This is a genomic window from Chitinophaga sancti (genome assembly GCF_034424315.1).
In the GTDB taxonomy this organism is placed as follows: Bacteria; Bacteroidota; Bacteroidia; order Chitinophagales; family Chitinophagaceae; genus Chitinophaga; species Chitinophaga sancti.
The window spans coordinates 1,332,413-1,347,972 of record NZ_CP139972.1; the positions used below are offsets into that span (position 1 = coordinate 1,332,413).

Here is a 15,560-nt window from a genome sequence, read left to right on the forward strand (position 1 = left end):
AAAACTCACAGGACGCAATAATAATTAAATCGATAAAAGGTACAACAAAACCTGTAAGATATAGGTCGATGCCGTTTAGATAAGATCACTATAAGGATATTAAGAGGATACCTCAATATCCAATAGATATATGGGTGCCAATTAAGTGCCGTATTAGTACTCATTTGATATTAAACACAGCCAATATTCAGGAACTATTCAATACCTTTAATAGTATAACCCCAAAATTGATTTTTATGGCTTTGATTAAGGACAGTGTGCTGTTTCAGCTGGTACGCGGCAGCCTGGGCAATGAAATTACCATCTACGAAAGGAATGGGCAGATCATCATGGCTAAGAAACGTAGCCGTTCCAATAAAAAACCCACTCAAAAGCAGCTGGAAGCCCGGTATAAGATGAAAATTGCTGCGGCATATGCGAAGGAAATATTAAAAGATCCGGAGCTGAAAGCGTATTACAAATCGCTGACCGGCCCAGGCCAAAATGCCTATAATATGGCGGTGAAGGATGCGTACAATGCGCCGGAGATCCAGGATATCCGCCTGGAAGATGCGCAGGTAGTGGTTCGGGCAAAGAATGAATTCCGGGTGGCAGAAGTGGAGGTGAAAGTGTTGGATAAGGAGGGGGAAATGGTAGAAAGAGGGCGTGCGGTATTGGGAAGAAACGGTGTTGACTGGTATTACCAGGTTACTACGGTGCCGCCGCAGGGCAAGGTGATTGTAGTGGCGGTGGATTTGCCGGGGAATGAGACGACTTGGGATTATGTTATTAGCTGATAGCAAAGCATAGTAGTGGCGGCAGATGTCCTTAGGAATGAAATGACCTGGGAGTTTTTGCGTACCCGATATGATCTTCCACGAGGCAAGATGATCGTAGTGGCAGTAGATTTACCGGGGAACCAGCCCATTCCTCCATACCCGAAAGATAAACTCACCAAATCCCCTAAAGCAGCTCCAAAAACAAACCAGCCTGCGCTTTTATATCGTTTAAATAAAACCTTTAAAAAAGAAAAAGCCGCCTCAATTACGAGACGGCCTGTTTCACTATATCAGCAAGTTGAAAAATCCGAAGAAAAATTACCATTCACCGCCTGCAATTTATCCACCTGTATTTCCGTTCCATCCTCCAATCTCAGCCAATGCGTTCCCTCCTTCTCAAACACACTTTCAATAATACCCCCGGCTCTTGTAGGACCATTATCGTCATACAATATAGCCGCCTTCTCTTTCTTCTCAAAAAGCTCCATAATGAGCGGATAAAACGACTCTCCTGGTAAGATTAATTTGCCTGGTTCCACAATAATTAGTTTTCATAAAGATAAAACTATTCACGGTATCACCGTTTATGAATTATCTACTTCACTTTAATCTCGTACAGTTTGCGGTTGTCTTCGCCCAACTGCTGCACAGGGAATTTATCTACTTTCCTGTCATACGTCATGAAACCATTTACCTCGCCTTCCACATCCGTTGTCTGTGTATACACGGCAGCTGACAATCCCAGCGGAATCAGCTCTGCCAAACGTTTTGTAAATGTCTGGTACTTCTTAAACATCTCTTCGCTGTTCTTGAATGACTGGTAGCCCCAGTTCTTATTACCCTGCCAGTTATGACCTTCCAGCGGCAATCCTAAACCACCAAACTCACCCAATACCAGTACCTGTTTTTTACCAAATAAATCTGGCCTTGGCATAGCTGGTGCAGGGTAATTATGCAGGTCAATAATATGCCCGGTTTCGTAGAAGTTACCACCACTCGCACTATTCACCAACCTGCTGGGATCTTTCTTCATCGTCCATTCAGTGATCTCAACAGTTTTGAACTGACCCCATGCTTCGTTGAATGGTGTCCAAACAACAATACAAGGGAAATTGTATGCTGCATCCATGATGGCATTCCATTCCTTACGATAATAACCTTCTGATTCAGCAGTACGTTGCTTGTCTGTCTGATGATCCAGGATACCTGGTCTGTTCTCCCAGCCATTGCCCAGGTCGCCGCTTGGCATGTCCTGCCAGAGCAACATTCCTTTCTCATCACAGTACCGGTAGTACGTAGCAGGTTCCAGTTTAATGTGTTTCCTGATCATATTAAAGCCCATCTTCTGCAGTTGATCGATATCATAGATCATCGCCTCGTGTGTAGCGGCAGTATACAGACCGTCAGGATACCAACCCTGGTCCAGCGGGCCGTATTGGAATACGAACTCGTTGTTCAGCATCATCCGTTGAATGCCGTTCTGATCTGGTGCCATAGAGATTTTGCGCATCGCGAAATAACTCTTCACGGCATCTACAGTTTTCCCTTTACGTGTAAGCGTTACCTTCAGGTCATATAAGTAGGGATGTGTAGTAGACCATAATTTTTCCTGCTGCAGGGTCAGTACGGCGGTAGCGGAAGGCGCTACTTCCTGGGTAGCCACTACATTGCCGCCATCCAGTACTTCGACCTTTACCTGGTCACCAGCCTGTGCACCTTCTACATTGGTATTTACACTGATGGTGTGATGATCAATATCAGGTGTGTTTTTCGTGGATGCGATATAAGTCTTAGGTACGGCTTCCAGCCAAACCGTTTGCCAGATACCGGTTACGGGTGTATACCAGATCCCTTCCGGCTGCTTCACCTGTTTACCACGTGGCTGAGGACCATCATCAGTAGGGTCCCAAACGCGGATGGTGATGTCCTGTTTTGCGCCGCTCTTGAGCAGAGACGTGATATTGAAAGAGAAGGGATCGAAGCCCCCTTCGTGTTTGCCGGCACTCTTACCGTTTACAAATACTTCTGTCTGCCAGTCAACCGCCCCGAAATGCAGCAGTATTTCCTTGCCTTTCATGGTTGCAGGGATGCTGATGTTTGTATTGTACCATAACAGGCTGTCCTTGCCAACCGTGCGGCCAACGCCGGAAAGCGCGGATTCTACTGCAAAAGGTACGAGGATACTACCTTCATATTTTGCAGGTTTATCCTGTGATACAGCGGTGATAGCATAGCTCCATAAGCCGTTCAGGTTTTTCCAGCTATTCTCGCGCACCAGCTGTGGACGTGGATATTCCGGCAAAGGCGCATTCGGATCTACCTTTTCTGCCCATGGCGTAACGATCCTGTCCCTGATTAAATGCCAGCTGTTTTGCTGTGCGTGTACAGCGTAACTCATGCTGCCTAGCATGAGTAAAGAGAGTGTGAACTTTTTCATAAAATCGTGATCTGAGTAATAACGTGCATGAAATAAATAAGCCCAAAAGGTATAAAATAATTTGCAAAGGTGTGCATGTGCGAAAAATCCTATTTTTTCGCACTTTAGTCCATAACAGTCTGCTGGCTAGTTCCGACCTTTGAATTATGGGGAATAAAGTCGGAGGAGGTGGGTAGTGTGGGAGATTTTTCAATATTACCACGAAAACAATCTTTGATTGTACAGTACCCTGGCATCTGAAAGCAGCAACGCAAAGGGCAACATTTAAGGAAATAGATGCGATTCCTTACTTAGCTGAATGATATAAATAAGAACTTATGAATCAGGAATCAATTATCTGGAACTATATTCGTTCCAACCATGTACTGAGTTTGACAGGATATCACAACGGGGATATCTGGGCCGCCAATATGTTCTATGCGGTGGACTATGAGCGGAAAAGACTGCTGTTCATGACTTCTGAGATAAATACGAGACATGGTGCCATGATGCTGGCAAACAGCCATGTAGTAGGCACGGTAAGTGATCAGACCCGCGACGTGGCACAGTTAAAAGGATTGCAGTATGCAGGTAAGGTGACCATTGTGAACACGAAGGATGCAATGGATATTTATATGCAACAGTTCCCTATGGCAAAACAACACCAGGAAACACTGTGGATGATCACTTTTACAGAATTGAAACTAACAGACAACTCTGCTGGCTTTGGTACCAAATACACCTGGAACATTGAATAAGATTATCTTCGGCATTAGTGGCCGAATCGGAATACAGTAAAGGCGCTGAAATTATTACATGACCAGGATGTGGAGACACACCTGGTCATTAGTTTGCCAGTGACCCTATGACACACCCTATTGAGATGCAGCATTGAAAAATCTTACCCTCCATCAACACCCCAAAATCATTCTGTACACTATTTAAATCCCCCTGTATTAACCGCAAAAATCCCCTCCCCCAATAGCAATAAATATGGAATAATTGCCGTCTCCCAGGGCAATATCCATAGCAAACACTACCAGGTATAAACGCAGGCTCCTACAGAATTTCTACAGTTTTCCACATTACATTCGCAGGTAGCAGAAATGACCTTGCATGAAAGTATTAATTATAGAGGACGAGAAAAATCTTTCAGATAGCATTTGCCAGTACCTGGCTGATGAGAACTTCCTTTGCGAGGTCGCCGATACCTTCGATACGGCCATGGAAAAAATATCCCTGTATGATTACATGTGCATTATCCTGGACATTAATCTGCCTGGTGGTAGTGGGCTCGAGTTATTGAGAGAATTGAAAAGGAATAATAAGAACGATGGAGTGCTGATCATCTCTGCCAGGAATTCCCTGGATGATAAGGTATATGGTCTTAAAGCCGGGGCGGATGACTATCTCTCCAAGCCTTTTCACCTGCCGGAATTGTCGGCCCGTGTAGCTGCCATTATCAGGCGAAAATCATTCAATGGCAATACTATCATCGTTTTCGAAGAGCTGCAATTAAACCTGGGTGATAAAACCGCGATTGTCAATGAAAGGGCGATCGACCTGACGAGAAAGGAATACGATCTCTTATTATATTTTATCAGCAACAAGAATAAGGTGATCAGTAAGAGCGCGATTGCAGAACATATCTGTGGAGATGAAATGGATCTCTCCGGCAGTTATGATTTCCTGTACAGTCATATTAAGAACCTGCGCAGGAAACTCGTGCAGTCAGGCTGCCCCGATTACATCAAGTCCGTATATGGTATGGGCTACAAATTATCCCTTTCATGAAACTCCTGACCCGGTATAACCGCATCAACCTGCTTTCTACGATTGCGATCTTTCTATTGTCGGGTATTGCCTTCTTCTTTGCCCTTCACCTGACCTTATTAAAACAAATGGATGAAGACCTGCGGATTGAACAACGGGAGATCACCAATTATGTAGCCATTCATGGGAAACTTTTTACGCCGGTGGAAGTGAAGGACCAGGAGACCATCATCGAGAAAGCAGGCAAACCCTATGAAAAAGAAAAATTCAAAACGGTCAAAGCCAGCAATAATGAGAACTACCGGCAATTATGCTTTGCCATACAGGTAGGCGATGAATGGTATAATATAAAGGTGCGGAAATCGCTGGAGGCGACAGAGCACATCACCCAAACCGTATTTACGATTACTTTTTGTACCATCTTACTGGTACTGCTACTGACAGTATTGATTAACAGTACCATTCTTAAAAAACTCTGGCAACCGTTTTACAGCTCCCTCCATCTATTGCAACGCTTCAAAGTGAATAACGGGGAGCCCCTAATCCTTCCATCCAGCACGATCGATGAATTTGCTTTTATGAACAGCATCCTGGAACGCACTACTTCCAAGGCCATCCAGGATTATGAAAGATTGAAAGAATTTACCGAGAATGCTTCCCATGAATTACAGACACCGCTTTCGATCATCCGGTCTAAACTGGAAATGATGATGCAGGGAGAGAACCTGACGGAGTACCAGTTTGATGCATTGCAAAGTGCCTCTGAAGCACTTGACCGCCTGGCACGCATGAACCAGTCACTCCTGTTGCTGACAAAAATAGAAAACGAACAGTTTACCTATAAATCGATCGTGGACCTGACGCAGATTGTAAAACAGAAAGCGGCCCAGTTCAATGAGATCTGGCAGGATAAATCACTGAATATCTCGCTGGACGTGCAGCCCATACAGTTACATACCAATAAGGAGCTGATAGAACTATTGCTCAATAACCTGTTCAGTAATGCAACCCGTCATAATTATGAAAACGGGCATATTCATATTACCTTAAAACAGCACCGGCTTTGTATTTCAAATACGGGTCATCCAGCGGCACTGAACCGGAAGCATTTGTTCCAGCGGTTTTATAACCCGTCAAACAGTAGTACCAGTAATGGGCTTGGACTGGCCGTGATACAACAGATATGTACGGCCTCCGGTTTTAATGTGGCCTATGATTTTGAAGACGGCTTACATATATTTACAATTACCTTTACGGTATAAACACTAAAGGTTTATGTGGGTATACGAATACTGCAGTTACAGTTCTATGTGGTATGCAGACATTACCGAATCAACACAAAGGTGCCCGCCATAATCAGTACCGCCCCCACAACCGTTTTATAATCGAGACTTTCTTTGAGCAGGACAGCAGAAAGCACGATCGCTATCGCCACACTCAATTTATCGATCGGCGCCACTTTCGACACCGGGCCAATCGCAAGCGCCTTGAAATAAAAGATCCAGGAAAGCCCTGTGGCCACACCACTCAGGGTTAAAAATAAGAGATGCCGCTTTGTCAATGCCTGCAGGTCCTTCGCTTCCCCACCTGCGAACACAATCCCCCAGGCAATAACCAGGATCACTACAGTTCGGATCGCAGTAGCCAGGTTACTATTGATACCCTGTAACCCGAACTTGGCCAGAACAGCGGTAAGGCCTGCGAAAAGCGCCGAAAGAAGCGCGTAATATCTCCACATAATCTAAATAAATTCAAAAGTCAGGAAAAGTAGTATGCGTGAGCAGGTCATACAAACCCACCCTGCAACCACAACCCAGGAAGAACAGCCTACCTAACCAGCTGATACATACCGATACTGCAAACGATGGCAGAAACGAACAGGGCAAAAACAGGTAACGGATACGGGTACTATCATTTAATAATTTCAATTATCTGTTGCCCCGACAATCCCCCAAATCCTGCTGCCAGTCTTATAACTGCTAAGGATACCCCCTAATCCGAAAAATAAAAGTATAGGACAATTCTGGAGAAAATCTGATATTTGTAATCATAACCGAACCCTGAAAAAAGAAAACCCTCAATCCAAGTAAATGATGCAACAGTCAATGTCCCCAAGGTTCAAGGTAGGAGTAATCGAAGAAGATACTAATTACCGCCATGAGCTAGTTATGAACATCTCAAGACACACAGATCTTTCCGTATGTTTACACACCGCAACAACAATCGCTGCACAAAGTTTTATGCAGCAACAACCCCATCTCTTACTACTGGGCATGCCGCCGGACACCCAACAGCGTATGGAAGAGATCCAGCTTTTGAAGTCTATGCAACCAGCTATGCTGCTGGTAGTGATGACACCTGATGAAAATCCGCAGGTGATACAACGTGCTTTTGAAAAAGGCGCGGATGGTTACCTGCTGAAAACGGACCTGTTCCACAACATCAACCGAAAACTGGTGCATATGCTGGAGTATGATCAACCAGTGGTCAGTCAGCAGCTTTTCAGGTATATGCTTTACCGTAACAGACCGGAAAAGCCATTATCCAGCTCCAACCTGACCAGAAAAGAAAAAGAGATCACCGATCTTGTATTGGAAGGGCTACCGTATAAAACGATCGCGGCACAATTGAATTTAAGTCTCAATACAATTCAATACCACATGAAGAACATATTCTTCAAACTGGGTATTAAAACCAAATCTGAACTCTTCAAAATGTATTATCACCAAACCTGAATTGAAGGCTCCGTGAATTATCCAGGAACGGAAGCACGAAGCATGTTTCGTAAGTAAAAGGTATTGGGATCTGTTTTTTAAGAATCCCCGGGCTACAAGGAGCTGTCTCTAACTTTTGAGACAGCTCCTTTTGTTTTTAAAAAAATATATCTACATTGTAGAAGTGTCAATTGTACATCTATTATTCCATGTTATAACGCGCAATAAAACAACTATGTCCTGACCCGCCATCAGGCAGACGAATAATATTCAACTGTAACCAATTCATCAATTAAATTAAATTCCCTTATGACAAACAGCCCGCTGCGCCTGACCCGGCGCAAAACTCCTATTCTATTTATGCTGTTGCTCTTTCCCTTTCTGGCCAGTGCCCAGAAGAAGATCACAGGCCAGGTGACTGACGCCGAAACAAACAACCCGGTATTCAAAGCAGCCGTCATGATCAAAGGCTCGCAAAAAGGCACCTACACCGACGAGAAAGGCCAGTATACCATCGATGCACCCGCAGGCAGCACCCTGCTCTTTACCTCGATGGAATACGAATTGTCCGAAATAGCTGTAGGCAACACGACCACTATCAATGTATCCCTCAAACCCAAAGTCTCGGGCTTGAATGAAGTGGTGGTCATTGGCTATGGTACCGTGAAAAGGAAAGACCTCACCGGTGCCATCGCGTCTATCAAGGCCGCTGATATCAAAACTGAGGGCGTAAGCAACATTGGCCGCTCCCTGCAGGGTAAACTCCCCGGGGTAAGCGTAGAATCGGCCGGTGGCGATCCCGGTTCCGGTACCCGTATCCTTATCAGGGGCGTAGGTACCCTCAATAATGCAAACCCGCTCTACCTCGTGGATGGCGTGCAGGTAGCCAATATCAACAACATTGCCCCCGGTGATATTGAAAGTATGGATGTGCTCAAAGATGCCTCGGCCGCTGCGATCTATGGTTCCCGTGCGGCCAACGGTGTCGTGCTGGTGACCACCCGGAACGGTAAAGCAGGCAAACCTGCCTTCAATTTCAGAACCAATCTTGGCGCTCAGACCCTGGCAAAAAAATACGAAGTGCTCAATGCAGAAGAATGGGCAACCGTGAGCAATGCAGCACACGACGCCGGCAATGGTGGCGCAGGCCTTCCACGGCTCGATATAGCCGCTAATCCGTCCTCCCTGGGCGCTGGTACTGACTGGCAGAAAGCCATCTACAAAACGGCTCCTATTCAACAATATTACCTGAGCGCATCCGGCGGTTCAGATTTCTCCCGCTACAGCGTATCCGGTGAATACACCGACCAGCGGGGTATTGTAGACATGACCGGTTATAAACGCTACGGTGTACGCGCAAAAACAGAATCAACCAAAGGCATCATTAAATTTGGCCAGACCTTTCTCGCTACCCGCGAAAAATGGAACCAGATGAGCACCGGCTGGGGTGGCCAGGGAGGTAATGCCGTAGGCTCCGCCATGAAGATGATCCCCGTGTACCAGATCTATGATGCAAACGCCATTGGTGGCTATAGCGGGCCTTCCGGTTCCGTAGTAAATATACCCAATCCCGTGGCCATCCTGCACCTCGAAGATGTGAGCTATGAACTGACCTCCTTCCTCGCGAATGCCTATGCGGAGGTCGCCATCCTCCCCTACCTGAAATACCGGTTCAACCTGGGTTATACTACCTCCTTTGGCACGACAGATGATTATGTGCGCCGCCACGTAGCAGGTGATCTCTTCCAGCAAAAGACCAACGACATGAGCCGTGTACAGGAAAGGAACCAACTGGTATTGCTGGAGAACACCCTGAATTTTAACAGGGACTTTGGCAAGCATTCCATCCAGGCTTTGGCCGGCTACAGCTATCAAAAGACCCGCTACAATTACAACCGCATGGCGAAAACCAACCTGCCCGATGGTATCAAGGAACTGGATGCCGCATCAGGTACCGCAACTGTGGGTGGCAACAGTGCTGAAAGCGTACTGCTGTCTACGTTAGGCCGTGTGATCTATACTTACGATAACCGTTACCTGCTCACGGCCAGCTTCCGTCGCGATGGTTCCTCCCGCTTTGCGGCTTCCAACCGATATGGTAATTTCCCTTCTGTAGCTGTTGGCTGGAACATTCATAATGAACATTTCTGGCACGTAGACCCAAAGATTGTATCAGCCCTGAAACTGAGAGCCAGTTACGGTATCCTGGGTAACCAGGAAATAGGCGACTACCAGTATAGTGCTGCCATCGCTTCGAATATCAACTACGTGCTCGGTGCTACGCAGCAGAAATGGTTTGGCGCGATCCAGACCGCCTACGCCTCTCCCAACATCAAGTGGGAAAATACGGCTACTACCAACCTGGGTGTAGATGTCAGTTTCCTGAAAGGAGCACTGAATGCCAGCGTGGATTACTTCTTCAAGAAAACAACGGATGTATTACTGAATGTGCCGATCCCTGGCTCTGCCGGCGCATCTACCTCTCCTGTCGTGAATGCAGGTACCATCCAGAACAAAGGGATTGAACTCGGTATGAATTATACCAACCATATCGGTGCTTTCAATTATAATATATACGGTACTATCTCTGCCGTGAAAAACAAGGTGATCGAACTGGGTACCGGTACGCAACAGATCTTTGGTGGTCAGCCTACGCATCACGGCGCTTCTTCTACATTGACAGAAGCAGGTGGAGAAGTGACGGGGTTCTACCTGATCAAAGCGGAAGGGATCTTTCAGTCGCAAGAGGAAGTCAATGCCTACAAAGACAAGAACGGTAAGCTGATCCAGCCTTACGCGGCTCCTGGTGATATCAAATTCCTGGACGCCAATGGAGACGGCATCATCAGTAGTGCAGACCGCGTACACCTGGGCAGTCCCTTCCCGGATTTTGAATACGGTATCGGCTTCAATGTCTCTGCCCATCACTTCGACCTGAATGTATACCTGCAGGGTGTATCAGGTAATAAAATTTATAATGGTGTAAGACAGGATATGGAAGGAATGAACCTGGAATACAACTATGCCAAAACCACGCTGCAGGCATGGACGCCGGCGCACCATACCGATATGCCGAGAGCTGTGATTGATGATCCGAACCTGAACTCACAGACCTCTTCCCGCTTCCTGGAAAGTGGTTCATACCTGCGAATGAAAACCCTGCAACTGGGCTATACAGTTCCTGATTTCATCAATGCTAAGCTGCACACCACTTCCCTGAGAGCCTATGTAAGTGCAGACAATCTATTCACCATTACAAAATATAAGGGCTTCAATCCGGACCTTGGCCGTACCGGCACTATCCTTGACAGGGGCGTAGACTATGGTCATGTGGCGTATCCACTGGCCAGGGTATTGTCTGCCGGCATCCAATTATCCTTCTAATTCATCTAAACAAGAACACCATTATGAATAAGCTAACATATATTCTTCTTGCAGGTGTGCTCCTGGCCAGCTGTTCGAAGACATCACTGGAACTGACCAATCCAAATCAAATTACTACGGAGACTTACTGGAAAACAGAAGATGATGTAAAAAGCGCGCTGGCAGCCACTTATGCCCTGTTTAAAAACGTGGACGGAGGATTCTGGGGCGTAAGAGGCGTAGAACTTTCCAATGGCAGAGGGGATGATTTCTTTATCAGGAATGATGTGCCTTACCTGTACCAGTTATCGACCTTCACGAATACGCCGGACAATTCAGCGTCTACGAATGTATGGAATGTAGCCTACCGTGCTATTTTCCGTGCCAACCAGATATTGGTGCATATCGATGGTGTAAGCGGACTTTCTGCGGAGGCAAAGAAAGCATACATCGCCGAAGCAAAATTCATCCGGGGATTGAATGAATACGTGCTTGTGATCAATTTCGGCGATGTGCCGCTACGTACCACGATCCCGGCATCTACGGCGGAATATTTCGTGGCCAAGTCGCCCGCTGCCGATGTATGGGCACAGGTGATCAAAGACTTCTCCGAAGCAGCAGCAGATCTGCCGATGAGTTATGATAACGCCAATCGTGGCCGTGCAACGAAGGGTGCAGCACTGGGTTTCCTGGGTAAATCGTATGTATATACGAAAGACTGGGCCAAGGCAGAGAGTACTTTGAAACAACTGACCACGGCACCTTTTAGCTACCAGTTGCTGGCGAACTATGGCGATAATTTTACAGCGGCCAATGATAATAATGCGGAATCATTATTTGAAATACAGGTACAGGATGTAGGAGGTACCAATCCATGGGCGGGTGAAAATGCCAATGAGGGACTGGGGGTGACGACAGCCCAGGAGTTTGCGCCATCAGAGGCCAGTGGCTGGTTTGAAGTGGCGCCGACTGACAAGCTCTTTAATGAGTTTCAGCAGGAGAAAACCACCAGTGGTGATTTTGATTCCAGGATGTATGCCACCTTATTCTGGGATTACCCGGGAGCGGTATTTTACAAGAAGCCGTTTTCTGCCTATACGCTGCCTTTCGGATTTAAGTCTTATTATAAGAAATACCAGAACTATAACCAGGCGGAGGAACTGACGGGGAGCAGCGGCGCATCGGACGATATGTCTGACATCAATGAAAAGGCGATGCGCTATGCAGATGTATTGTTATTGCTGGCAGAAAGTGTAACGATGCAGGGCAGACCGGCGGATGCGGTTCCTTATGTTACGGCGATCAGGAACAGGGCGGGATTGCCCGCATTGGCGGCAGGCCTGGACCAGGCAAACATGATGAAAGAGATCCGGCACCAGCGATTTTTGGAATTTGCCCGGGAAGGACAGCGTTTTTATGATTTACAACGCTGGGGAATACTGAAAAATGAGATTGCGAATAGTGACAAGGTGGGTAAGTTGTACTTTGTATCACCGAAGCATGAGTTCTTCCCGATCCCACAGGACGAGATCAATTCAAACCCGGAGATGATACAGAACAGTAACTGGTAATTAAAGCGCCTGGATCAAAAGTAAAATTACCCGGTTTCGATCCGGGTTACAGCAGGTTAGTATGCCGCTACTTTTGATCCAGGCGCTCTTTTTTTTCACAGGCATCAATTTTGATTTACATTAGGTAGTCAAACAAACAATATGTCAAAACCTTCAAAACTCCCCATCGCGTTCCTGGCAGGAGCTGGTGTTGTAGCCGGCCTGGTCCTTTATAAATCATTGACCAGTGTATCTATTCCCCGTGGCGCAAAAGCTGTAAGCCCTTTTGATGCAGAAAAGTACCTGGGTAAATGGTATGAAATAGCCCGCCTGGACTATAAGTTCGAGAAAAACATGAATAATGTGACGGCGACCTACAGTAAGAATGAAAATGGTACGATCCGGGTGGATAATAAGGGCTATAACTACAAAAACCAGGAATGGAAAGAAAGTGTGGGCAAGGCAAAATTTGTGGGTAGTCCGGAAGTAGGCAGGCTAAAGGTCTCCTTTTTCGGTCCGTTCTATGCGGGCTACAATGTGATTGCGGTGGACGACGACTATCGTTATGCCCTGGTGGTGGGCGATAACCTTAATTATATGTGGATCCTGGGCAGGGATACTGAAATTCCCGAACACATTAGAGAAAATTACCTGGAATTAGCGCGGCAAATCGGCTTCAAAACTGGTGAGCTGATATGGACAGACCATAGTGTGGTTTAGTTGAGATATAGGTGCATATCATCGTTATCCTGTCATAAAAGGGCTGTATTATAAGTTCGATATAGCCTCTTCATATTCGTATTCCTGGTGGAGTCGGGTACTCGTTTAAGCAATTCTCAGCGGCTACTTTTATTTATGAGCCAATCCTTTTTTCAGGGTGCGTGATGGATAAAAATATTTTCAGGTAATTCCAGGGGCTTCATTATATTTATTTCCCCCATAATGATGGTATAATGATTTAGATGAATGGAATCTTACCTATAGACGCATTATACTCCTATTATTACTCTACCATTTTAGTAGATTTCATTACTTTTGTCAATATTTTTACTATTTTCAACTCATGACTATGCAACATTTCAGTGACAGTGAGCTACTCACCTCCATGGCAAGGGGGGATGAGGCTGCTTTTACTGAAATATACCACCGGTACTGGCAGCAGTTGCTGGCCATTGCCTGGAAGCATACCTATGATGAATCTTCTGCCAAGGAGATTGTGCAGGAGGTACTGATTAAGCTCTGGGACAGGCGGGAAAGCCTGGAAATCAGGGAGCTCTCCCACTACCTGGCTACGGCCATTAAGTTTTCCGTATTCAAGCATTACCACCAGCAACAGCGCCGGAAGAATATCCTGCACAGCATATTCCGCTCCACACACAATGCGGATGAGGAGAAGATCTATGCCCGTTTGCTGGACGATTATATCAATGGGATTGTAGAAAAACTGCCTGAAAAATGCAGGCAGGTGTATAAACTGAGTCGTGTGGAGGGGAAAAGTAACCAGCAGATAGCTGGTGCGATGAATATTTCAGAAAAGACTGCGGAGGCACATCTTACGAAAGCCCTGCGTACCATTCGCCTCAACCTGCGGCATATTAATATGCTGTTTTTCATTTAAGGGTTGGTGTCGGTTAAAATCGATTTAATTTTCCTGGAATATCTTCGCTGGTTGCTACATCTTATTTGTTGCAAAAACCGGTACCGTTTTATTTTCCCAGGAATCTCTCCGCTACCTCCTCCATTTTATTTATTTCACCCCCCTGCAATCATTACTTATCACAGGCCCCTCACCCAACACCTTAATTTTCAGCCTTTTCCAAAGCCGCCACCTCCCCTAAAAAAAATTCCCCCACCCACTAAGGGTAAAGGGGGGAGTTAAGGTACATAGTAGTATAACGACCTGATACAGCATGGACAGAAATCGCCTGGACCTCCTTATACAAAAATACATAGATCGTACAGCCACTCCTGCAGAGGAGGAGGCGCTCAATAGCTGGTACAGGGATTTCTCCGGGGAAGCGGATCCGTTTCCTATGACCGATGCCCAGGAAGCTGCTGCAGGTCAGGACATGCACGTCTATCTCACTGCCCGTATTCAACGCAAAAAGCGGCCTTCCCTGGCCTTATTTGCCTCGCTGGCGGCCGCATGCCTGTTGGGTACCTTTTTGTATATAAACTGGTCTAAAAAGCCGGAAAATACAAATCTCGTCGCTAACATTCCCGCTGCTGCCAGCGAGAACCGTTTCATTTACCTGCCCGATAGCAGCAAGGTTGTTTTGCACCCGGGCAGTAAAATAGACTACCAGCAAAATGGCAGCAACCGCGTTGTTACACTGGAAGGCGAAGCCTATTTTGACATCGCCTCCCACCCTGCACAACCATTCATTATTCATACCGGCCGGGTATCTACTACCGTATTAGGTACCTCTCTCAATATAAAAACATGGAGCACTGACAGTGTCTCTGTTTCTGTCATTAGTGGTAAGGTGCAGGTCACTGACGCCAGGCAGCAGAAAACCATCCTGACGCCCAATCAGCAGGTGGTTTATAATCAACACACCAACAACATTCAGCAGGTCAAAATCATCCCCGCATCGGTTATCGCATGGGCAAAATCAGATATGCAGTTCCAGGACATGCCTTACGGACAACTGGCAGAAAGACTGGACAGAAGGTATGATGTGAACATTGTATTCAAAAATCCGGCACTACAGCATTGTCCTATTACAGGTCGGTTCTCCGGTACAGAATCATTGAACGAGGTATTGGATATCCTCTCACAAACAATGGGGACTACGTATACAATCAACGGACGGACGGTAGAACTGGACGGCACCGCTTGTTTTAATCAGATCAACTAAAATCAAAACTTAAAAATGACAAAAATCAACCAGCATTAAAAAAACGTAAACACACAAAAAAACTCCTCAGGCCCTTGGAAAGCAGAGAGGAGTTTCACGTAAAAACAATTGATCATTTAAACGTC

Annotated in this window: 13 protein-coding genes; 10 read left to right on the plus strand and 3 right to left on the minus strand. The window is 46.1% G+C overall.

The genetic code is table 11. The features are described 5' to 3' along the window. Positions 1-236 precede the first annotated feature (236 nt). The gene (locus U0033_RS04845; protein ID WP_072363710.1) at positions 237-776 is read left to right on the plus strand and encodes a hypothetical protein; all 540 of its coding nucleotides are present in this window, start codon (positions 237-239) and stop codon (positions 774-776) included. 272 nt (positions 777-1,048) lie between these two features. On the opposite strand, the gene U0033_RS04850 is transcribed toward U0033_RS04845, so the two are convergent. After that, a complete protein-coding gene (locus U0033_RS04850; protein WP_143150840.1) occupies positions 1,049-1,297 on the minus strand; it encodes a hypothetical protein in 249 nt (82 codons plus the stop codon). Between the two features lie 56 nt (positions 1,298-1,353). Beyond that, positions 1,354-3,195: a glycoside hydrolase family 2 protein gene (locus tag U0033_RS04855; RefSeq protein ID WP_072363708.1), complete on the minus strand. Its 1,842-nt coding sequence runs from the start codon at positions 3,193-3,195 to the stop codon at positions 1,354-1,356. A gap of 317 nt (positions 3,196-3,512) precedes the next feature. Between U0033_RS04855 and U0033_RS04860 the strand changes: the two genes are divergently transcribed. From U0033_RS04860 to U0033_RS04870, 3 genes are all read left to right on the plus strand, one after another. Further along, a complete protein-coding gene (locus U0033_RS04860; RefSeq protein ID WP_072363707.1) occupies positions 3,513-3,932 on the plus strand; it encodes a PNPOx family protein in 420 nt (139 codons plus the stop codon). Positions 3,933-4,290: 358 nt separating this feature from the next. Continuing rightward, the gene (locus tag U0033_RS04865) at positions 4,291-4,968 is read left to right on the plus strand and encodes a response regulator transcription factor (protein WP_072363706.1); all 678 of its coding nucleotides are present in this window, start codon (positions 4,291-4,293) and stop codon (positions 4,966-4,968) included. Beyond that, the gene (locus U0033_RS04870) at positions 4,965-6,209 is read left to right on the plus strand and encodes a sensor histidine kinase (RefSeq protein ID WP_072363705.1); all 1,245 of its coding nucleotides are present in this window, start codon (positions 4,965-4,967) and stop codon (positions 6,207-6,209) included. The genes U0033_RS04865 and U0033_RS04870 overlap by 4 nt, the downstream gene beginning before the upstream one ends. Positions 6,210-6,271: 62 nt before the next feature. On the opposite strand, the gene U0033_RS04875 is transcribed toward U0033_RS04870, so the two are convergent. Then, entirely contained in the window at positions 6,272-6,685 is a 414-nt protein-coding gene (locus U0033_RS04875; RefSeq protein WP_072363704.1) for an EamA family transporter, read from the minus strand. Between the two features lie 430 nt (positions 6,686-7,115). On the opposite strand from U0033_RS04875, the gene U0033_RS04880 reads away from it, so the two are divergent. The 6 genes from U0033_RS04880 to U0033_RS04905 all read left to right on the plus strand — a co-directional run bounded on the left by U0033_RS04880 (position 7,116) and on the right by U0033_RS04905 (position 15,435). After that, positions 7,116-7,682, plus strand: coding sequence for a response regulator transcription factor (locus U0033_RS04880; protein ID WP_177318678.1), 567 nt, complete (start codon positions 7,116-7,118; stop codon positions 7,680-7,682). 288 nt (positions 7,683-7,970) lie between these two features. Further along, positions 7,971-11,045 carry a SusC/RagA family TonB-linked outer membrane protein gene (locus U0033_RS04885; RefSeq protein ID WP_072363702.1) on the plus strand — a complete coding sequence of 1,025 codons (3,075 nt, stop codon included), beginning with the start codon at positions 7,971-7,973 and terminating at the stop codon, positions 11,043-11,045. A 23-nt stretch (positions 11,046-11,068) separates the two neighbouring features. Continuing rightward, complete coding sequence (locus U0033_RS04890) at positions 11,069-12,595, plus strand: RagB/SusD family nutrient uptake outer membrane protein (protein ID WP_072363701.1); 1,527 nt, start codon at positions 11,069-11,071, stop codon at positions 12,593-12,595. Between the two features lie 141 nt (positions 12,596-12,736). Next, a complete protein-coding gene (locus U0033_RS04895; protein ID WP_072363700.1) occupies positions 12,737-13,294 on the plus strand; it encodes a lipocalin family protein in 558 nt (185 codons plus the stop codon). A gap of 349 nt (positions 13,295-13,643) precedes the next feature. Then, entirely contained in the window at positions 13,644-14,192 is a 549-nt protein-coding gene (locus U0033_RS04900; RefSeq protein ID WP_218164074.1) for an RNA polymerase sigma-70 factor, read from the plus strand. Positions 14,193-14,484: 292 nt separating this feature from the next. Continuing rightward, complete coding sequence (locus U0033_RS04905; protein ID WP_072363698.1) at positions 14,485-15,435, plus strand: FecR family protein; 951 nt, start codon at positions 14,485-14,487, stop codon at positions 15,433-15,435. The last annotated feature ends 125 nt before the right edge of the window (positions 15,436-15,560 follow it).